The 19,061-nt window shown below is 73.8% G+C and carries 18 protein-coding genes; all 18 read right to left on the bottom strand.

Annotated features, from left to right (window positions below; all coding sequences use genetic code 11):
- Window positions 1–148: 148 nt before the first annotated feature.
- The 18 genes from EDD39_RS31250 to EDD39_RS31165 all read right to left on the bottom strand — a co-directional run bounded on the left by EDD39_RS31250 (window position 149) and on the right by EDD39_RS31165 (window position 19,046).
- Window positions 149–460 carry an SMI1/KNR4 family protein gene (locus EDD39_RS31250; protein WP_123562497.1) on the bottom strand — a complete coding sequence of 104 codons (312 nt, stop codon included), beginning with the start codon at window positions 458–460 and terminating at the stop codon, window positions 149–151.
- A 47-nt stretch (window positions 461–507) separates the two neighbouring features.
- Window positions 508–1,071, bottom strand: a complete 564-nt coding sequence (locus tag EDD39_RS31245; RefSeq protein WP_123562495.1) for a PASTA domain-containing protein — start codon at window positions 1,069–1,071, stop codon at window positions 508–510.
- Window positions 1,068–1,622, bottom strand: a complete 555-nt coding sequence (locus tag EDD39_RS31240; RefSeq protein WP_123562493.1) for a SigE family RNA polymerase sigma factor — start codon at window positions 1,620–1,622, stop codon at window positions 1,068–1,070. The genes EDD39_RS31245 and EDD39_RS31240 overlap by 4 nt, the downstream gene beginning before the upstream one ends.
- An 800-nt stretch (window positions 1,623–2,422) precedes the next feature.
- Complete coding sequence (locus tag EDD39_RS31235) at window positions 2,423–2,785, bottom strand: hypothetical protein (RefSeq protein WP_123562491.1); 363 nt, start codon at window positions 2,783–2,785, stop codon at window positions 2,423–2,425.
- 26 nt (window positions 2,786–2,811) lie between these two features.
- Window positions 2,812–4,068 (bottom strand): amidase domain-containing protein, encoded by a 1,257-nt coding sequence (locus EDD39_RS31230; RefSeq protein ID WP_123562489.1) that lies wholly within the window; start codon window positions 4,066–4,068, stop codon window positions 2,812–2,814.
- A gap of 2 nt (window positions 4,069–4,070) precedes the next feature.
- Window positions 4,071–4,391, bottom strand: a complete 321-nt coding sequence (locus EDD39_RS31225) for a type VII secretion target (protein WP_162870265.1) — start codon at window positions 4,389–4,391, stop codon at window positions 4,071–4,073.
- A 159-nt stretch (window positions 4,392–4,550) separates the two neighbouring features.
- On the bottom strand, window positions 4,551–5,714 hold the full coding sequence (locus EDD39_RS31220; RefSeq protein ID WP_123562485.1) for a serine hydrolase domain-containing protein: 1,164 nt from the start codon (window positions 5,712–5,714) through the stop codon (window positions 4,551–4,553).
- A gap of 59 nt (window positions 5,715–5,773) precedes the next feature.
- Window positions 5,774–6,859: a serine hydrolase domain-containing protein gene (locus EDD39_RS31215; RefSeq protein ID WP_244257377.1), complete on the bottom strand. Its 1,086-nt coding sequence runs from the start codon at window positions 6,857–6,859 to the stop codon at window positions 5,774–5,776.
- A 265-nt stretch (window positions 6,860–7,124) separates the two neighbouring features.
- Window positions 7,125–8,789 carry a long-chain fatty acid--CoA ligase gene (locus EDD39_RS31210; protein WP_123563453.1) on the bottom strand — a complete coding sequence of 555 codons (1,665 nt, stop codon included), beginning with the start codon at window positions 8,787–8,789 and terminating at the stop codon, window positions 7,125–7,127.
- 60 nt (window positions 8,790–8,849) lie between these two features.
- A complete protein-coding gene (locus EDD39_RS31205) occupies window positions 8,850–9,206 on the bottom strand; it encodes a Zn-ribbon domain-containing OB-fold protein (protein WP_123562481.1) in 357 nt (118 codons plus the stop codon).
- Complete coding sequence (locus EDD39_RS31200; RefSeq protein ID WP_123562479.1) at window positions 9,206–10,426, bottom strand: acetyl-CoA C-acetyltransferase; 1,221 nt, start codon at window positions 10,424–10,426, stop codon at window positions 9,206–9,208. Before EDD39_RS31200 ends, EDD39_RS31205 begins: the two co-directional genes overlap by 1 nt.
- Window positions 10,427–10,481: 55 nt before the next feature.
- Window positions 10,482–12,311, bottom strand: a complete 1,830-nt coding sequence (locus tag EDD39_RS31195; RefSeq protein ID WP_123562477.1) for an acyl-CoA dehydrogenase — start codon at window positions 12,309–12,311, stop codon at window positions 10,482–10,484.
- Window positions 12,312–12,464: 153 nt separating this feature from the next.
- Window positions 12,465–13,553 carry a prephenate dehydrogenase gene (locus EDD39_RS31190; RefSeq protein ID WP_123562474.1) on the bottom strand — a complete coding sequence of 363 codons (1,089 nt, stop codon included), beginning with the start codon at window positions 13,551–13,553 and terminating at the stop codon, window positions 12,465–12,467.
- Window positions 13,553–14,467, bottom strand: a complete 915-nt coding sequence (locus EDD39_RS31185; RefSeq protein ID WP_123562472.1) for a phytanoyl-CoA dioxygenase family protein — start codon at window positions 14,465–14,467, stop codon at window positions 13,553–13,555. Before EDD39_RS31185 ends, EDD39_RS31190 begins: the two co-directional genes overlap by 1 nt.
- Window positions 14,468–14,517: 50 nt before the next feature.
- Complete coding sequence (hppD, locus tag EDD39_RS31180; RefSeq protein ID WP_123562470.1) at window positions 14,518–15,570, bottom strand: 4-hydroxyphenylpyruvate dioxygenase; 1,053 nt, start codon at window positions 15,568–15,570, stop codon at window positions 14,518–14,520.
- 40 nt (window positions 15,571–15,610) lie between these two features.
- Window positions 15,611–16,129, bottom strand: a complete 519-nt coding sequence (locus tag EDD39_RS31175; RefSeq protein ID WP_123562468.1) for a hypothetical protein — start codon at window positions 16,127–16,129, stop codon at window positions 15,611–15,613.
- Window positions 16,126–17,412: a beta-ketoacyl-[acyl-carrier-protein] synthase family protein gene (locus tag EDD39_RS31170; protein ID WP_123562466.1), complete on the bottom strand. Its 1,287-nt coding sequence runs from the start codon at window positions 17,410–17,412 to the stop codon at window positions 16,126–16,128. The genes EDD39_RS31175 and EDD39_RS31170 overlap by 4 nt, the downstream gene beginning before the upstream one ends.
- Window positions 17,409–19,046 carry a class I adenylate-forming enzyme family protein gene (locus tag EDD39_RS31165; protein ID WP_123562464.1) on the bottom strand — a complete coding sequence of 546 codons (1,638 nt, stop codon included), beginning with the start codon at window positions 19,044–19,046 and terminating at the stop codon, window positions 17,409–17,411. The genes EDD39_RS31170 and EDD39_RS31165 overlap by 4 nt, the downstream gene beginning before the upstream one ends.
- Window positions 19,047–19,061 lie beyond the last annotated feature (15 nt).

The raw sequence follows: 19,061 nt of genomic DNA, 5'->3' as shown, positions 1-19,061 counted from the left end.
CGAGGTTGACGATCTTGCCGTAGCGGCCGGCGGGGGCGGGGTCCAGGTCCAGGGCGTTGCCCGCGGAGCCGCTGTCGCCGAGCAGCGGGACCCAGCCGGGGCGGCCGCCGCGGTCCTGCCGGATCCGGGTGTCGGGGCGGTCGCTGGTTCAGTAGTCGTCGAGTTCGACCTGGGTGTCGCGGTTGGCGGGGAGTTCGGCGAGGTCGTCGTGGCTCTCCATGCCCTCGATCCAGCCGCCGAAGGCCACGCTGCGGTGCACCAGGCAGGACGCCGCGAAGTCGGCCGGCAGCGGGAAGCCGAGGGCCCGCTCACAGGCGGCGACCTCCCCGGGTGCGGCGGGGCCGCCCAGCCGTGCCTCGAACCGCGGGAAGCGGACGGCGAGTTCGCGTTCGATGCACTGCCAGGCGGCGGCCACGGTCCGGTGCACCGCCGCGGGGTCGGTCTGTTCGGGGTTCTCCACGGTGCAACTCCCTCGTGGGTGGAGGCCGGCCGGTTCGGGTGGCGGTGTCAGGAGCCGCCGGGGCGGCCCTTGGAGACGTACAGGGTCACCAGCGAGTCCGGTGCGACCGGCTCGCGGCCGCTCCGCGGGTCGCTGCTCATCACCTGTCCGGCCGGGGTCGTCCGGTCGGTGTGCAGGACGACCGTGCAGCGCAGGCCGAGCGCGTGCAGGGCGGCGGCGGCCCGCTCCAGCGGCAGGCCGGCCAGTTCCGGCAGCGTCACGGTCGCGTTCTGGGGGGTCTCCGGGGCCCGGGTGGCCGATGCCGCCCCGGACAGCCCGCCGGCCGGGGGGCCGGGCACCGTGCAGCCGACGGCCGACGGCCGCACCGGCGATGTCGCCGGACCGTCCGACGAGGCCGGGCGCAGGGCGAACGCCCCGCCCGCGGCGAGCAGCGCGGCGGCCGCCGCGAGGGCGAGGAGGCCCCGCCCGGTCCGGCGGTGGCGGGCGGCGGCGCGCTCGATCGCGGCGGCGTCGACGACCGGTGCCGCCGGGTGGTCGGCGAACGCGGCCAGCGCGTCCCGCAGTTCACGGTCGAACCGGCCCTCGGCCGGTCCGGGCAGGGGACGGTTCACCGCGCACCTCCGAGTGGGGCCGAGGCCGGCCGGCCGGCCGTGCCCTCCGGTATCGATTCGCGCAACTTCGCCAGGCCGCGCGCGAGTTGGGACCGCACCGCGCTCGGCGAGATGCCCAGCGCGTCGGCGACCTGCCCGGTGTCCAGGTCGTCCAGGTAGTGCAGCACCACCACGCTGCGCATGCCCATCGGCAGCGCCAGCAGCGCCCCGACCAGCTCGCCGCGCAGCTCGACCTGGCCGAACCCGTCCCGCGGGTCGGCCGGTTCCGCGACACCGGACAGCCCCGGACGCTCCGCGCGCCGGGAGCGCCGCCGCCAGCGGTCGTTGGCGAGGTTCACCAGCACCCGCCGCACGTACGCCTCCGGCGAGTCCGCGGCCGCGACCCGCCGCCAGTGCCGGCACGCCCGCTCCAACGCCTCCTGCACCAGGTCCTCCGCCGCGTGCACGTCGCCGGTCAGCACGTACGCGGTGCGGAACAGCGCCGCCGACCGCTGTGCGACGAACTCCGCGAACCCGACTCCGGGACTCCGGCCGCTCCTGCGCAACCCCACCCGCCGTCCTCGCTTCCCCTCGATCCGGTCACTGCCCTCATGACGACGGTCCGCCACGAAGTGCTGCACCGGCCCCGCGGAAGTGACCCGGATCACACTCGGGCGGTCCTCGGTCGGGAGGTCGGGGGTACGGGGGTGCGGGCCCTCGCCCGTGAGGCGATCCTCGGCGGGCCGGTGAGCCCGAAGCCGCGGACCGTGCGACCGCCCCGTCCGGTCGCGGCCGCCCCGGCGGAGGGCGGGACGGTACGGGTGTCGCGGATGCGGATCGCTCCCGGTCGGGCACGGCGGGACGGCGGTGTGCCGCGCCGGGGGTCGCGAGAGCGTCGCGGATCCGCCCCGGCCCCGGGCCCGGCCCGATGAGGACGCACCCCGACGACCCGCGCGACGGGGACGGGCGCGAACGAATGGGCCGCCCTCGTGAACGGCGTCCTCGCCGGGGCCGACCTCTCGGCGGAACAGGCGGACCGGCTGGTCGGGGAGACCGCCGACGGGGCCGCCGCCCCGACGCAGATCGCGGCGATCGCCGTCGCCCTCGGCTGTCACCCCGGTCGCAGTCCTCGGCGGCATCGCCGACCGGGCGCGGGGAGAAGGGCGCGGCGACATCGTCCCGGTCCACGACGACGAACTGACCACCGGGAGCACGCTGCCCGCCGCGCTCTCCCGCGCCGAACGGGCGGGACGTGGTGCTCCGGGGCCCGCGACGCGGAGCGGCTGCGTGAGACCGCCGCGGTCTGCGCCGGACACGGGATCGGTGCGGTGTTCCCGATCGGCCTTCCCGCCCGCTGCTCCGGTGGGCGGGGCTACATGCCGCTGCAGGGGTGGCGGGTGGTGCCGGGGCCGCCGATCGCGTCGGTCAGTCCCCAGCCCGTGACCAGCAGGAGGATTCCGGCCAGTGCGGTGATCAGGGCGGCCGTCACCAGCGCGGCCGTGCTCGACCGCGCGGTGGGGCGGAGCAGGAGGGCGGCGGTCGTTCCCGCCGCGGTCTCCAGCAGCGGCCCCGCGACCATGGCGGCCCAGGCCGTGGCGGGTACCGGAGCGGCGTCCAGGCAGTGGCCCAGCCGCCGTGGGACGGCGTCGAGGTAGGCGTCGTGGCCGTACTTGGCGCAGACCCAGCCGAGTGTTCCCAGTACTGCTGCCGCGGCGAGCCGTCGGCCTGCTCGCATCCCGTTCGTCGTCATGTTCGCTGCCCTCAGTACCAGTTGGGTTCGACCCGGACGTAGTGGATCTTCTGCCGGCCTTCGGACTGCGCCTCGTGGCCGGACCGTCCGTCCAGGCTGACGTTCTTCCGCGAGTCGTTGTGCTGGCTGTACCGGATGTCGCCGTCGGGGGTGACCGCGGTGACGACGGCGGTGTGGTGGATGGTGCCGGGCTTGAGGTCGGGGTTCTGGTCGTTGTCGTCCTCGAGGAAGACCAGGTCGCCCGGCTTGACCTCGCCGGGCGGGACCTCGCGGCCACCGTTGCCCACCATGAAGTCGTGCAGGTTCTGCGCGCCGCCCCAGGCGTGGCTGTGCTGCTGGCCGATGATGCCGAGGCCGAGCCAGCCCGGGTCCCGGCCGCGGTTCCAGGCGTCGCCCTCGACGGTCCAGTTGCCCTTCATGTGGACGCCGGCCCGGAACAGCGCTTCCGAGGCGAAGTTGGTGCAGTTGTTCTCGTCGTCGAAGTCGCCGGACTCGTCGTTCCAGTGGGCCAGGACCCACTCGACCATCTGCACCCGGTCCCACTTGCGCCCCGGGCCGCCGCGCAGGTCCTCCTTGACCGCGTCCGGGACGCCGGGGAGGTTGGCGAGCTTCACCGGCTCCGCCAGCTCCAGTTGCTTCTGCTGCTCGGGGGTGAGCGAGGCCCACCACCGGGACACCAGCGCCGGATCCCTGCCGTCCGGTATGTCGCCGGCGAGCATGTCGAGTTCGGTCTGCGAGGCCTCGCCCTGGAGTTGGTCGAGGGCCTTCTCGGGGTCGGTCTGGCAGGTGGCGGCGCCCAGCTTCCGCAGCTCGGCGGAGGCCTGGTCGTCGGCTTGGCGGGCCTCCCGGAGGGCTTCCCTGATGAGGTCCGACACCTCGTTCATGCGGGTGAGGCTCTCGCTGGTGACCTCGCCCGTGGTGGAGACGGTCCCGGCCCCGTCCACCTCCAGCTGGTACGTCGAGGCGAGTTCCAGCGCCTGGGTCAGTACCCGCTGGGCGTACTCCAGTGAGGACGCCAGCCCGTCGACGACCATCGCCACACCGCGCGTGATGTCGGCACCGGACTCCAGGATGTCGGCCTGCTCGGCCAGTTTCCTGCCGGCGGCCTGGCCGACCCGGTCCTGCCAGTCCTCCTTGAGCGGGCCGATCCCGTTGTCGTGCAGGTCGTTGACGGCCTGCCAGGAATCCTTCGACAGCTCCACCCAGCCGTCGGCGGCGCGGTGCAGGGCGGCGGGGTCGGCCCGCCGGAGGGCAGCGAAGTCGACCATGCTCAGGCACCCCTGTTCAGGTCGCTGACGGCGAGGTTCAGTCGGCGCACCGACTCCTGCTCGGCGGTTTCGTACGAGTGCGAGGACTGCCGCAGCTGGTCGGCATAGGTGTTCAACTGCTGGGCGACGGCGCTCATGTGGGTCTGCCAGGCGTCGGCGCACTCGCGCAGCGCGGGACCGGAGGCGAAGCCGGAGTGGGCGGAGGCGGCGGTCAGGCTGTCGTCCAGCCAGTGGCCGGTACGTGCGTTCAGCTGGTGCGAGGTTCCCTGGAAGGTGTCGGCGGCGGTGCGCAGACCTGCCGTGCGGATGTGGAGGTCGAACACGGATCCCCCCGTTCTTGCCGTGTGGCCGGCGACGACGAGGACGATTCCGCGGCACGTTCGGTTCCGACGGGCAGACGGCGACGGCGAGTGCACCGGACGTGCGGCAGCCCCGGCCGGCCGCTGCGCCCCGGCCGGGGCCGGGGAGTGACGGGCGGCGGGTCAGCGGCAGAGGGCGGTGTCGACCGCGTCGGTCAGGTGCTCGGTGGCGGTTTCGTCCGGGACGGTGGTGACGGTGATGGTGGCGGCGCGGCCGTCTTCGGTGGCGCCGCCGCGGGTCCGGTAGCCGGGGGAGGTGCCGCCGTGGCCCCAGACCAGGCCGCCGCAGGTCAGGGGGCGGCTCTGCAGGCCGAGGCCGTAGCGGACGCCGGGGCCCAGGAGTTCGGCGGGGACGGTGGTGCGCATCTGGGCGAGCTGGGCGGCGGGCAGCAGGCGGCCCGCCAGGAGCGCGCTGTAGAAGGTGTTGAGGTCGGTGTTGGTGGACACGATCGCGCCGGTGGACCAGGCCATCGAGGCGTCCATCCCGGTGTAGTCGATCAGCGGTGCGTCCGGGCCGGTGTTCAGGTAGCCGTGCGGGTGGGGTTCGCGCAGGGCGGTCTCCCCGGTGGCGGGGAAGTAGGTGTGGCGCAGGCCGATCCGGTCGATGACGCGCTTGGTGACCTCTTCGCCGAAGGGGCGGCCGGTGACCTTCTGGACCAGCAGGCCGGCCACCAGGTAGTTGGTGTTGCTGTACATCCAGCCGGTGCCGGGGGCGAACAGTGCTTTCTGGGCGAGCGCCCCGTCGAGGAGTTCGCGCGGTTCGAAGTAGCGGTACTGGATGGGGACGAAGTCGTTCAGCGGGGGGACGTCCATGTAGTCGGGCAGACCGCTGGTGTGCTGGAGCAGTTGGCGGACCGTGATGTTCCGGCCGTCGATGCCGTCGCCGCGCAGCAGGCCGGGCAGGTAGGTGTCGATGCTCGCGTCGAGGCCGACCTTGCCCTCGGCGACCAGTTGCAGGACGACGACGGCGGTGAACGCCTTGGTGTTGCTGCCGGCCCGGATCTGCCCGTCGACCGGGACCCCGGCCCCGGTGGCCAGGTCGCCGACTCCGGCGGTGTAGGTGCGGTTGCGGCCGTCGCGGCCCTTGACGGTGGCGAGCGCGGCGGGCACCCCGTCCTGCTTCACCAGGGCGTCGAGGCGCTGCTGCACGGCGTCGGGGCGCGGTGCGGCGGAGGCCGCGGTGGGGGTGAAGGCGGTCAGGGCGATTCCGGCGGCGGCGGTGGCCGCCGTGGCGTGCCGCAGCAGGCGCAGGCGGCGGGTGGTGCGGTGCGGGGCGGGTGCGTTCATCGGGGCTCCACGGCTGGGAAGGGGAGGGGCGGCCGGGGCCGGCCGCCCCGGGGGGACGGTCAGCGGCAGAGCGCCTCGTCCACGGCCTGGTCCGCGTGCTTGCCGATGTTCTCGTCGCCGGGGAACAAGGTCACCGCGATGCTCGCGGAGCGGCCGTCGTCGGTGGTGCCGCCGAAGGTCTCGTAGCCGGGGATCGCCCCGCCGTGGCCCCAGGCGACTCCGCCGCAGGTCAGCGGGCGGCTGATCAGGCCGAGGCCGTAGCGGACGCCGGTGCCCAGGGTTTCGGCGGGGACGGTGGTGCGCATCTGGGCGAGCTGGGCGGGGGGCAGCAGGCGGCCGTCGAGCAGCGCGCCGTAGAACCGGGTGAGGTCGGTGGTGGTGGAGACCATCGCGCCGGCCGCCCAGCCCCAGGACGGGTCCAGTTCCGTGTAGTCGCGCAGCGACCCGTCCTCGGCGCGCAGGTAGCCCTTGGGGTGGGCCTCGTGGATCGCCGTGTCCCCGGGAGCGGGGAAGGAGGTGTGGCGCAGGCCGGCCCGGTCGATGACGCGCTTGGTGATCTCCTCGCCGAGCGGGCGCCCGGTCACCTTCTGGACGATCAGGCCCGCCAGCAGGTAGTTGGTGTTGTTGTACTCCCACTGGGTGCCGGGCGCGAAGTGGGCCTTCTGGGCGAGCGCGGCGTCGAGCAGTTCGCGCGGTTCGAAGTACCGCTTGGGGTCGGCGAGCACGCGTCCGGTGTCCACGTACTCGGGCAGGCCGCTGGTGTGCTGGAGCAGCTGGCGGACCGTGATGTTCCGGCCGTCGAAGCCGTCGCCGCGCACCAGGCCGGGCAGGTAGGTGTCGATGCTCGCGTCGAGGCCGACCTTGCCCTCGGCGACCAGTTGCAGGACGACGACGGCGGTGAACGTCTTGGTGTTGCTGCCGATCCGCACCTGCCCGTCGACCGGGACCCTGGCCTTGGTGGCCGCGTCGCCGACTCCGGCGGTGTAGGTGCGGTTGCGGCCGTCGCGGCCCTTGACGGTGGCGAGCGCGGCGGGTACTCCGTCCTGCTTCACCAGGGCGTCGAGGCGCTGCTGCACGGCGTCCGGCCGGGGTGCGGCGGTGGCCGCGGTCGGGGCCAGGACGCCGGCCAGCACGGCGGCGGCCACGGCGGTCACGGTCGCCGCGGCCCCGCGCCGGCGACGGCGGAGGCGGTTCGGACGGTGGTGCTGCGGTGCGTGTTCGTGCACGGGAAGGTCCCCTCGGAAGTGGGCGCCGGAGCTGTTCCGGGCGCCTTCCAAGAGGACCATCCGACGGTCCGTCAATCCGTCCGCGCGGAGCACGAGATCGCACCGGGAACGTGCCCCGGGACGGGGCCGGCCCCGGGACCGTGGTCCCGGGGCCGTGGGGGTGGGGCGGGGGTCGGGTCGGGCGTCAGCGGAAGGTGCGGAGGGGGACGGCGGCGTCGGCGTGGGACGCGCGGAGCGCCTTCTTGTCGGACTTGCCGGTGCTGGTCTTCGGGATCGCGGGCACCGCGGCCCAGTGCTCCGGCACCTGCCAGCGGGCCACGTGCCGGGCCAGGAAGTCCTTGAGGGCGCGGAGGCGGTGCTCCTCCCCGGGGGCGGTGGCGGGGTCGGGGCGCAGGACCACGAGGGCGAGCGGGCGTTCGCCCCACTTGGGGTCGGGGACGGCGATCACGGCGGCGTCCTCGACGGCGGGGTGGCCGAGCAGGTGGTTCTCGAGTTCCACCGAGGAGATCCACTCGCCGCCGGATTTGATGACGTCCTTGGCGCGGTCCGTCAGGCGCAGGTACCCGTCGGGGCTGACGGAGCCGATGTCGCCGGTGCGCAGCCAGCCGTCGTGGAAGCGGCCGCCGCCGGACGGGTCGGCCCGGTGGTCGGAGCCGTAGTAGGAGCCGGTGATCCAGGGGCCGCGGACCTCGATCTCGCCGACCGTCCCGCCGTCGTTCGGCACGACCGTGTCGTCGGTGCCGACCAGCCGGACCTGGACGGTGGCGGGCAGCCGGCCCTGGGTGGCGCGGTACGCCCAGGCGGCTTCGCCCTCCACGCCTGCCGGTTCGCGGGCGACGCTGCCGAGCGGGGAGGTCTCGGTCATGCCCCAGGCCTGGAGGATGCGGGTGCCGTAGCGCTCCTGGAACGCCTTCATCAGCGGGAGCGGGCAGGCGGAGCCGCCGACGACGACCTCGCGCAGGGAGGAGAGGTCGGCCGGGTGCTCGTCGAGGTGGTGGAGCAGGCCGGTCCAGATGGTGGGGATGGCCGCGGCGTTGGTCGGGCGTTCGGTGGCGATCATCCGGGCGAGGTGTTCGGGCTGCAGGAAGCGGTCGGGCATGACCAGGGAGGCGCCGGAGAGCATCGCGGCGTACGGGAGGCCCCAGGCGTTGACGTGGAACATCGGCACGACGGGCAGGACCCGGCTGGTGACGCCGAGGCCGAAGCCCTCGGCGGTGCAGATCTGCAGGCTGTGCAGGTAGGTCGAACGGTGGCTGTAGAGGACGCCCTTGGGGTCGCCGGTGGTCCCCGAGGTGTAGCAGAGGGCGGCGCCGGAGCGTTCGTCGAGGTCCTGCGGCCAGTCGAAACCGGTGGGGCGGCCGGCGAGCAGTTCCTCGTAGCGGTGGATCCGCTTGCCGGGCTGTTCGAGGGGCGCGGTGTCGGCGGGGCCGGTGACGACGACGTGCTCGACGGTCTTCAGTTCCGGGAGCACCGCGGCCAGCAGCGGGACCAGGGTGCCGTCGACCACGACGACGCGGTCCTCGGCCTGGTTGGCGATCCAGGCCAACTGGCCGGCGGGCAGGCGCAGGTTGAGGGTGTGCAGCACGGCGCCCATCGAGGGCACCGCGAGGTAGCACTCCAGGTGTTCCTGGTTGTTCCACATCAGGGTGGCGACCCGCTCGTCCCCGTGGACTCCCAACTCGCGCAGGGCGTGCGCCAGTTGGGCGGCCCGGCGGCCGACTTCGGCGTAGCCGGCCCGGCGGGGTGCGGCACCGGTCCAGGTGACCACCTCGGAGGTGCCGTGCACGGTGGTGCCGTGCTGCATGATGCGGGTGATGGTCAGCGGAATGTCCTGCATCGTGCTGAGCACGACGTCCTCCTCGGTGGGCACGGCAACGGCGCTGCCGGAGCGGGGCGTTCGGCGGGGTGTTCAGGGGCGGACGAGGCGGAACACGGGCCGGCGGCGGCCCGCGCCGGGGACGGAGACGATGCGGACCCGGGCGTCGACCGGCACGGGGCGGGCGGCCGCCCCCACGACGACGCCGGGCAGGTGGAAGCCCTCGTCCAGGGCGACCACCACGGCGTGCTGCCCGGGCCGGCGGTCGGCCCGGGGCGCCGCCACCGCGTGGTGGACGTAGCCGGAGCCGGCGCTCTCCTCCCAGGCGAGGTCGTCGGAGCCGCAGAGGCGGCAGAGGGCGCGGGGGAGGAAGTCCGCGGCGGCGCACCAGCCGCAGCGCTGGTAGCGCAGCGGCGGGGGCGGGACCGGGTGGGCGGCGGCGGCCGGCATCAGCTGAGCCGTTCGATGACCATGGCCATGCCCTGTCCGCCGCCGACGCACATGGTTTCCAGGCCGAACTGCTTGTCGTGCCACTGGAGGGAGTTGATCAGGGTGGTGGTGATGCGGGCGCCGGTCATGCCGAAGGGGTGGCCGACGGCGATGGCGCCGCCGTTGACGTTCAGCCGGTCGGGGTCGATGCCGAGGTCCCGGTAGGAGGGGATGACCTGGGCGGCGAAGGCTTCGTTGATCTCGACCAGGTCGATGTCGCCGATCGTCAGTCCGGCCCGGCGCAGGGCCTGCTTGGAGGCTTCGACGGGGCCGTGGCCCATGATCTCGGGGGAGAGGGCGGAGACGCCGGTGGAGACGATGCGGGCGAGCGGGGTGATGCCGAGTTCGCGGGCCTTGGTGTCGGACATGATGACCAGGGCGGCGGCGCCGTCGTTGAGCGGGCAGCAGTTACCGGCCGTCACGGTGCCGTCGGGGCGGAAGACGGGCTTGAGTCCGGAGACGGCTTCGAGGGTCACGCCGGCGCGGGGGCCGTCGTCGGTGCTGACGGTGGTGCCGTCGGGGAGGGTGACGGGGGTGATCTCGCGCTGCCAGAAGCCGGCCTTGATCGCGGCTTCGGCGAGGTTCTGCGAGCGGACGCCGAACTCGTCCTGCTCGGCGCGGGTGATGCCCTTCAGGGCGGCCAGGTTCTCCGCGGTCTGCCCCATGGCGATGTACGGATCCGGCAGCAGCCCGTCCTCGCGCGGGTCGTCCCAGTGGTCGTTGCCCACCTCGGCACACGTGGCCGTGCGGGCCTCGGCCTCGGCGAACAGCGGGTTGTGGGTGCCGGGGAGGCCGTCCGAGGTGCCGTTGACGGAGCGCGAGACGGTCTCGACGCCCGCCGAGAGGAAGACGTCGCCCTCGCCCGCCCTGATCGCGTGCAGCGCCATCCGGGTGGTCTGCAGCGAGGAGGCGCAGTAGCGGTTGACGGTGGTGCCGGGGAGGCGGTCCAGGCCCAGTTGGACGGCGACGATCCGGGCCAGGTTGTGGCCCGACTCGCCGCCGGGCAGGCCGCAGCCCAGCATCAGGTCGTCGATCCGGCGGGGGTCGAGCTGCGGGACCCCGGCGAGGGCGGTGGCGATGATCTGCGCGGCCAGGTCGTCCGGGCGGACGTCCTTCAGTGAACCCTTGAAGGCCCGGCCGATCGGCGAACGGGCGGCGCTGACGATGACGGCTTCGGGCATGGCGGTTTCCGTTCCGGCTGGGGTGGGTGCGTGGTGCGACGGGGCCGACGGGCGGTCAGAACGCTTCTTCGGGCAGTTCCATGACGGCGAGGTCGACGTCCTCGGCGATCAGGCGCTGCGGCGTGACGGTCGGCAGGACGGTGCGGGCGAAGAAGCGGGCGGTGGCGACCTTGCCCCGGTAGAAGGGGACGTCCTTCCCGGTGGCGCCCGCGGCCAGGGCGCGCAGCGCGACGTCCGCCTGGCGCAGCAGCAGCCAGCCGACCAGCACGTCGCCGGAGGCCAGCAGCAGGCGGGTGGTGTTGAGGCCGACCTTGTACATGTTCGCCGGGTCCTGCCCCGCGGCGGAGAGGTCGGCGACCATGGCGGCGACGATGCCCTCGAGGTCGTTGACGGCGGTGGTGAGCAGGGCCCGCTCCCGGCCGAGCGGGTCGTCGGCGGCGGTGTCCGCGGTGAACGCGCGGATCCGGTCGACCACGGCGGTCAGGGTCCGGCCGCCGTCCTTGACGATCTTCCGGAAGAAGAAGTCCTGGCCCTGGATGGCGGTGGTGCCCTCGTACAGGGTGTCGATCTTGGCGTCCCGGATGTACTGCTCGATCGGGTACTCCTGCAGGTAGCCGGAGCCGCCGAAGATCTGCAGGGACTGGGCGAGCTGCTCGTAGGACTTCTCCGAGCCGTAGCCCTTGACGATCGGCAGCAGCAGGTCGTTCAGGTGCTGCGCGTCGGTGGCGTCCGCTCCGCGGGCCCGGAGCACCTCGATCTCGTCCTGCACGGCGGCGGTGTGCAGGACCAGGGCGCGCATGCCCTCGGCGTACGCCTTCTGGGTCAGCAGCGAGCGGCGCACGTCGGGGTGGTGGGTGATGGTGACGCGCGGGGCGGCCTTGTCCGTGAACTGCGCCAGGTCGGGCCCCTGGACGCGTTCCTTGGCGTACTCCAGCGCGTTCAGGTAGCCGGTGGACAGGGTGGCGATGGCCTTGGTGCCGACGATCATCCGGGCCAGTTCGATGATCTTGAACATCTGGCGGATGCCGTCGTGCCTGCCGCCGACCAGCCAGCCCTTCGCGGGGTGCTTGGCGCCGAAGGTCAACTCGCAGGTGTTGGACGCCTTGAGGCCCATCTTGTGCTCGACGTTGGTGGCGTAGACGCCGTTGCGCTCGCCGAGCTCGCCGGTCTCCCGGTCGAAGTCGAACTTCGGCACGATGAACAGCGACAGGCCCTTGGTGCCCGGCTTGCCGCCCTCGGGGCGGGCCAGCACCAGGTGGACGATGTTCTCGGACATGTCGTGCTCGCCCGAGGTGATGAAGCGCTTGACGCCCTCGATGTGCCAGGAGCCGTCCGCCTGCTCGACCGCCCTGGTGCGGCCGGCGCCCACGTCGGAGCCGGCGTCCGGCTCGGTCAGCACCATGGTGGAGCCCCACTCGCGGTCCACCATCAGCCGGGCGATCCGCAGCTGCTCCCCGGTGCCCTCGCTGTGCAGGACGCCGGCGAAGCCCGGGGTCGTCGCGTACATCCAGATCGCCGGGTTGGCGCCGAGCACCAGTTCGCCCAGCGCCCAGTACAGCAGGCGCGGGCTGGCGGTGCCGCCGAGCTCCTCGGCCATCCCCAGCCGCCAGAACCCGGCGTCCTGGTAGGCCCGGTAGCTCTTGCGGAAGGAGTCCGGGACCGGGGCCGAGTTGGTCGCGGGGTCGAAGACCGGCGGGTTGCGGTCGATGTCGGCGAAGGACTCGGCCAGTGGCCCCTCGGCGAGTCTGGCCATCTCGTGGAGCACGCTGCGTGCGGTCTGTTCGTCCAGTTCGGCGAACCGGCCCGTCCCGAACAGTCCGTCCTGGCCGAACACCTCGAAGAGGTTGAACTCCAGATCGCGCAGGTTCGGCTTGTAGTGCCCCATGGGCCCCTCCTTGAACACGTGAACACTCGTCAGCTGCATGGATTTCGAAACGGATGCGAACGGTGGTGCCGCGCGTCCGGCCGGGTGGAGCCCGCCCACCGGCGGACGGGCTCCACCCGGTGGACGGCGGCGCGGGCCGGAGCCGACGGGACGTCAGCGGCGCGCCGCCCAGCCCCGCTTGGCGAGGTGGGAGGCGAGGTCGCCCGCCGCCTCGGGGTCGACGATCAGGTCGAGCCGGCCGACCGGGGCGTCCGGCGTGTGGTCGACCGCCAGGTCCACGATGTGCATCCCGGTGCTCCACACGTCGGCGAACAGCCGCTCCACGTCCCCGGGCCGGTTGGCCACCGGCACGGAGACCCGGCTGCTCGGGGTGCCGGCGCGCCCGTCGCGGCGGGGCGGGATCCGGTCCTGGCCCGCCACGCCGCGGGTGAGCAGCTCGCCGAGGACCCGCTCGCCGCCGCGGCGGTGCTCCGGGTCCTCGCTGCCCAGCTGCTCCAGGGCTTCGAGGGCCCGGCCGAGGTCCTGCGCGAACCCGTCCAGGATCTCGGCCACCGCCACCGCGTTGGCGCCCAGGATGTCGGTCCACAGCCCGGGGCTGCCGCCGGCGATCCGGGTGGTGTCCCGCAGGCCCTGGCCGATCAGCTGGGCCGTCGCCGGCCCGATCGACTCCAGCCGGGCCGACAGCAGGCTCGCCACCAGGTGCGGGGCGTGCGAGGTCAGCGCGACGGTGCGGTCGTGGTCCTCCTCCTCCATCAGGACGGGCGTGGCGCCGCAGAGCGCGACCAGGCGCAGCACCAGGTCGATCGCCTGCCGGTCCGTGGACGCCGTCGGGGTCAGCACCCAGTTGCGCCCCTGGAAGAGGTCCGCGGCGGCGGCGAACGGCCCCGACCGCTCGCTGCCGGCCATCGGGTGGCCGCCGACGAAGCGGCTCAGGTCGCACCCGGCCCGGGCCGCGGCCAGCCTGGTCCGGGCCTTCACGCTGACCACGTCGGTGTAGCAGCGCGCGAGGTCGCGGTCCTGCTGCTCCTTCAGCACCGTCGCCAGCTGGGCCGGCGGGACGGCGATGACGGCCAGGTCGACCGGTTCGGGCGGCGGCCCCGCGATCCCGGCGTTCAGGGCCACCGCGGCGCCGACCGCCAGCGAGCTGCGGTCGAGCAGGTAGGTGGTCAGGCCCCGGCTGCGGGCGGCCAGGGCGACCGAGGTGCCGATCAGGCCGGTGCCCACCACGGCGATGCTGCGCATCAGGTGGCCTCTGCGCGCCACACGACCGGCAGGAACTCGGGGTCGGCGTAGTCCGGGTCGCCGTCGGCGGTGCGCCGCACCAGGACGTCGTGGTTGTAGGACACCAGGCTCCCGTCGGAGCGGGTGAACCGGCGGAACCGGTTCCCGCCGTCCTGCAGGTGGAAGGAGATCGCCCGCCGCGGCCGGTCGCTGCGGTTGGCGCCGCTGCCGTGGTAGGTGCGGCAGTGGTGGAAGCTCACGTGCCCCTTGGGGATCTCGACCGGCACCTTGCGCACCTCGGTGCCGTTGAACGCGGCGTTCTCCTCGAGCATCGCGTCGAGCTCGTCGCGGTTGCGCTCGGCGAAGTGCAGCGAGGTGGTGTCCCGCCCGCCGATCTCCTTCCACCGGTGGCTGCCGTCCACCATCGTGATGGTGCCCATCTCCTCGCCGCAGTCGTGGAACGGGATGAACGCGGTGAGCATCCGCTCGGAGGTGGAGGTGGCCCAGTAGTGGCGGTCGAAGTGCCACGGCACGATGTTGCTCTGCTCCTCCGGGCGGGGCGGCTTGAAGATCAGGGTGGACTGGAACACCCGGATCTCGTCGGCCTCGGCGAGCCGGGCGGCGACCGCGCCGAGCAGCGGCTTGCGCAGGATCCGCCCGATGGTGTCGTCCTCGTAGTGGATGTAGTCGTTGTGGCGCTGCACCTGGCCCTTGGCGGGCTCCCAGTAGGCGAGCTTGGGCGGGCGCACCGGCAGGGTCCGGTCGCGGTGGCCGGCGTAGAACCGCTCGCTCGCCGCCTCCAGCCGCTCGACCTCCTCGTCGGTGAACAGCTTCGCGCTGAGGTACCAGCCGTGCTCGGCGTAGAACCGGACGTCCTCGTCGGTGGGCAGCAGTCCCAGTTCCTCGTCGGTGAGCCGGAATTCCTGTGCGGACATGGTGGGTTCTCCAGGGGTTCGTCTGGGTCGGAACGGGCGGGCGGGGCGGGTCAGCTGGTGACCTTCTCCCGTTCGACGGCCTCGTAGAGGGCCTTGATGTTGCCGCTGCCGAAGGTCCGGGCGCCGTGGCGGTCGATGACCTCCATGAAGTACGTCCGGCGGACGTGCATGGAGCGGGTGAAGATCTGGAACAGCTGCCCGTGGTGGTCCTGGTCGACCAGGACGTTGGTCTCGCGCAGCTCCTCGATCCGCACCTCGGGCTCGCCGAGCCGCTCCTCCAGCAGGTCGTAGTAACTGGCGGGGGTGCGCAGGAAGGTGACGCCGCGTCCGGTCAGGGTCCGGACCGTGCTGACGATGTCGTCGGTGAGCAGCGCCATGTGCTGGACGCCGGCGCCGTTGTGGCGGGCCAGGAACTCGTCGATCTGCCCCGGCCGCTTGGAGGTGACCGGCTCGATCAGGGTCAGCGTCACCTGCCCGGACGGGCTCTGCACCACCTTGGAGTCCATCGCCTGGTCGCCGACCTCGATGAACTCCTCGAAGATCTGCCGGAAGCCGAAGACCCGCTGGTAGTGCTCGACGGTCGGCCGCAGCCCGCCGGCCGGCAGGCAGACCGCGAAGTGGTCGACGGTGCTGAGCAGTTCGTCGCCGGGCTCCGGGTCCGGGGCGAGCACGTTCATCACGCCGGGCAGGAACTCCTCGGGCCCGCAGTGTCTCTCGACGAAGCGGTGCACCACGTCGCCGAACGCCGCCACCTCGGCGGTGACCACCCGGGCCCCCTCGTGCTCGTACACGGCGGGCTCGGCGAGCGGGGCCGCGCCGGCCGCCACGGCGGTGTCGTACGCGGCGGCGGCCGAGGCGGTCTCCAGGGCGATCACCGCGACCCCGTCGCCGTGGCGCCGCACGAACTCGGCGGCCGGGTGGTGCTCGGACAGCGCGGAGGTGAGGACCACCTGGATGCCGCCCTGGCGGAGCAGCAGCGAGCGGTGGTCGGTGGGCTCGGTCTCCCCGCACAGGCGGAATCCCAGTGCGGTGCACAGGTAGAAGGCGGACTGCTGCGCGTCGCCCACGTAGAATTCCACGTGGTCTATTCCTTGGATTTCCATGCGTCCCTCAACGTCGGATGAATCGGATGGGAATTCTCGGTCACTCCGCGGTCTTTCCGGACCGGCCGTTCCGCACGGCCAGGAACCGGCAGGCCTCGCCGCCGGTCCGCAGGCATTCGACCCGGCTGTCGCACACCGACACGCCCAGTCCCTCGAACCAGCCCTGGCGCATTTCCAGGCACGGGCACTCGTAGCCGTCCAGGGCCCGGGCGGCCCTGAGCATCTTCAGCGCGTAGTTGAAGTGGACGACGCTCTCCCACTCCTCCTCGCCGAGGTGGACCTGGTCGGCGACGTACATGTCGTCGGTCCACATCAGCGGCGGGACGTTGCCGAAGAGCTCGACGAACTCCTTCATCGGGATCTCGTCGAACTTCGTCCCGGACTGCCGGCGGTACCACATGGCGGCCCGGCGGGCGACGAACTTGATCGCCTCGGCGTTGATCTCGTTGGCGGCGTCCTGGCCGAAGCGCTTCAGCACGCCCTGGTACCAGCGGGCGTCGTGCAGCCACCAGAACTGGTGGGCCGGCGGGGCCGGTGGGGCGTCGCGGCCGTCGCTCATCGGTCCCGGCCCGCCTCGCCCAGGGCCTTGGCCCGGCCCTCGACCGGGCCGAGCACCAGGGCGAGGTTGTGCCCGCCGAACGCGAAGGAGTTGGACACGGCGGCGCTGACCCGGGTCAGCCGGGCCTTGCCGCGGATGTGGTCCAGCTCGCAGGCCGGGTCGACGGTGTCCAGGTTGCGGGTGGCCGGCAGCGCCTCGGTGGCCAGGGCCAGGGCGGTGATGGCCGCCTCCACCGCGCCGGCGCCGCCCAGCAGGTGGCCGGTCATCGACTTGGTCGCGCCGACGGCCGGCGAGTGCGGGCCGAACACCTCCCGGATCGCCTTCGCCTCGGCGACGTCGCCGAGCTTGGTACCGGTGCCGTGCGCGTTGACGTAGCCGACGTCGGCCGGGGACAGCCCGGCGTCGGCGAGGGCGCGGCGCATGCACTCCACCGCGCCCTCGCCGTCCGGGCGCGGGGTGGTCGGCCGGTAGGCGTCCGTGGTGGCGCCCCAGCCGAGCAGCTCGGCGTAGGCGGCGGCGCCGCGGGCCGCGGCGTGCTCGGCCCGCTCCACCACCAGCACGCCGGCGCCCTCGGCGAGGACGAAGCCGTTGCGCCGGGTGTCGAAGGGCCGGCTGGCCTCGCGCGGGTCGGCGAAGCCGTGGGCGAGCGCCCGGGCGTTGCCGAACGCCTCGGCGATCGTGGGGTGCAGCGGCGCGTCCGAGCCGCCGCAGACCACCACGTCCGCCTCCCCGCCGCGGATCAGCCGCAGCGCCTCCGCGACGGACTGCGCCCCGGCCGCGCAGGCCGTGGCGATCGCCGCGCTGTGCCCGCGGATGCCGTGCTTGATGGCGATCCTGGCGGCCGCCATGTTGGGCAGCATGCCGGGCAGCAGGTAGGGGCTGACGGCGGTGCGGCCGCGGGCGTGCCGGCCGCGGGCCTGCTCCTCGTACGTCTCCAGGCCGCCGCCGCCGCTGGAGACCACCACGCCGGTGCGCCAGGGGTCCGCGTCCCGGCCGACCACCAGGCCGGCGTCGGCGAGCGCGTCGTCCGCGGCGGCCAGGGCCAGCAGCGCGTAGCGGTCCACGAACCGGCCCTCGCTGGGCGGCAGCAGGGCGGCCGCCTCCAGCCCGGGGGCGATGCCCGCGACGTCGACCGAACCGGCCACCGGGTGCTGCTCGCCCGGGCGGCGCAGGCCGGAGTGGCCGGCGCACAGGGCCTCGAACGTCCGGGTGGCGCCGCGGCCGAGCGAGCTGATCAGCCCGATGCCGGTGACCACGGCCCGGGGACGGCGGTCCTCGCTCATGCGGCACCGCCCGTCGGGGCGAGCAGCTGCCCGGCGAGGTAGCGCTCGCGCAGCAGCAGCTTGCGGACCTTGCCGGTCGGGCCGAGCGGGAGCCGGTCCGGGTCCACCACGACGACGCCGCGGACGGTCGCCGCGACGTGCTCCTCCAGCGCGGCGAGCACCGCGGCGGTCCGGTCGACGGCAGGGTCGGCGTCCGCGGTGAGCACCAGCAGTACGTGGCTGTCGGCGCCGGCGGGTCCGGCGACCGCGACCACGGTGCACTCCAGCACGTCGGGCAGGGCGGCGAGCACCCGTTCCTCGCAGGCGGCGGTGAACAGCCGCCGGCCGCCGCCCAGGTCGACCGAGTCGACCATCCGGTCGACGTGGTAGTAGTAGCCGGCCTCGTCCCGGTAGACCAGGTCGCCGGTGAGGAAGTAGTCGTTCAGCCGGGTGCGCCAGGTGGTGACCGAGTCGTTCCAGTACCCGAGGGCCAGGGTCGGCGCGTTGACCCCGAGCTGCCCGACCTCGCCGACGCCGAGCGGCTCGCCGGCCTCGTCCAGCACCGCGACGTCGGAGAAGGTGTGCGGCTTGCCGATGCACCGCCCGTAGCGCTCGGTCTCCGGGGTGTGGGTGATGAAGAACTGCGAGTGGCCCATCTCGGTCGAGCCCAGGCCGTCGATGAACACCGAGCCCGGCTGGACCCGGCCGCCGCCGCGGGCGGCCACCCGGCGGCTGCCGACCGCGACGAGCCGCCGGATGTGGGCCTCGTGGGCGCAGTCGCCGGTGTTCCACCAGAGCTGGACGGAGTCCGTCTCGCGGGTGGTCAGGTCGACGGCGGCGAGCTCCGACCAGATGGCGGCGAAGCCGAGCACGCCGGTGGGGCGCCAGCCCTCGATCGCCGCCAGCACGGTCGTCCCGCTCGGCTCGGAGAGCACCAGCAGCTCGGACCGGTTGGCCAGCGCCAGGTTGACGGCGATGACGGTGGCGGCGTGCGCGGGGGGCAGCGCGCCGAGCAGCCGTTCGACGCCCTGGGCCCGGGGCAGGGTGAGCCGGTGGCGGACGGACGCGAACAGGCTGGCGTGCGAGTGCGCCACGGCCTTCGGCAGGCCGGTGGTGCCGGAGGAGTGGGTGATGACGGCGGGGTCGCCGGGGCGGTGGCGGAACGGGGCGGGGGCCGCGGCCGGGTCGCCGGCGCCGAGCCCGGCGACGTCGATCACCTGCGGGACGCCGAGGTCCCGGTCGCCGAAGGCCGTGCGGTGCGCGGCGTCGGTCAGCAGGGCGGCGGCCCGCAGCCGGCGGATGAACTCGGCGGCGGGCTCCGCCGGGAGCCTGCCGTTGACCAGTGCCGGGATGGCGCCGAGCCGGGCCAGCGCCAGGAAGTTGAGGACCTGGTCGGCACCGGCGGTGACCTGGACGGCGACCGGGTCCCGGGGCTGGATGCCGAGCGCGTGCAGCGCGGCGGCCCGGGCGGCGACCCGCTGGTCGAGCTCGCGCAGGGTCAGGGCGTGCAGCGCCGGGTGGCCGTCGACGTCGGTGTCGAAGGTGAGCGACGGCTCGTCGAGCCCCTCGCCGCGGGCGACGAGCGTGGTGAGGACGTTGCCGGTCCCGAGCTGCGGGTCCGCCGCGAGCTCGGCGCGGATCGTGCGTAGGCTCATGTCATCTCCTGGGTC

The sequence above is a fragment of the Kitasatospora cineracea genome (assembly GCF_003751605.1).
Classification (GTDB): domain Bacteria; phylum Actinomycetota; class Actinomycetes; order Streptomycetales; family Streptomycetaceae; genus Kitasatospora; species Kitasatospora cineracea.
The sequence above is the reverse complement of the archived record's forward strand: the minus strand, read 5'-3'. Positions and strand labels throughout refer to the sequence as shown.

Bases quoted from the DNA above. Each gene is read 5' to 3' on its own strand.
- EDD39_RS31235 (WP_123562491.1), bottom strand. From the start codon at position 2,785: ATGCGAGCAGGCCGACGGCTCGCCGCGGCAGCAGTACTGGGAACACTC.
- EDD39_RS31230 (WP_123562489.1), bottom strand. From the start codon at position 4,068: ATGGTCGACTTCGCTGCCCTCCGGCGGGCCGACCCCGCCGCCCTGCAC.
- EDD39_RS31220 (WP_123562485.1), bottom strand. From the start codon at position 5,714: ATGAACGCACCCGCCCCGCACCGCACCACCCGCCGCCTGCGCCTGCTG.
- EDD39_RS31205 (WP_123562481.1), bottom strand. From the start codon at position 9,206: ATGCCGGCCGCCGCCGCCCACCCGGTCCCGCCCCCGCCGCTGCGCTAC.
- EDD39_RS31200 (WP_123562479.1), bottom strand. From the start codon at position 10,426: ATGCCCGAAGCCGTCATCGTCAGCGCCGCCCGTTCGCCGATCGGCCGG.
- EDD39_RS31195 (WP_123562477.1), bottom strand. From the start codon at position 12,311: ATGGGGCACTACAAGCCGAACCTGCGCGATCTGGAGTTCAACCTCTTC.
- EDD39_RS31190 (WP_123562474.1), bottom strand. From the start codon at position 13,553: ATGCGCAGCATCGCCGTGGTGGGCACCGGCCTGATCGGCACCTCGGTC.
- EDD39_RS31185 (WP_123562472.1), bottom strand. From the start codon at position 14,467: ATGTCCGCACAGGAATTCCGGCTCACCGACGAGGAACTGGGACTGCTG.
- hppD (WP_123562470.1), bottom strand. From the start codon at position 15,570: ATGGAAATCCAAGGAATAGACCACGTGGAATTCTACGTGGGCGACGCG.
- EDD39_RS31175 (WP_123562468.1), bottom strand. From the start codon at position 16,129: ATGAGCGACGGCCGCGACGCCCCACCGGCCCCGCCGGCCCACCAGTTC.
- EDD39_RS31170 (WP_123562466.1), bottom strand. From the start codon at position 17,412: ATGAGCGAGGACCGCCGTCCCCGGGCCGTGGTCACCGGCATCGGGCTG.
- EDD39_RS31165 (WP_123562464.1), bottom strand. From the start codon at position 19,046: ATGAGCCTACGCACGATCCGCGCCGAGCTCGCGGCGGACCCGCAGCTC.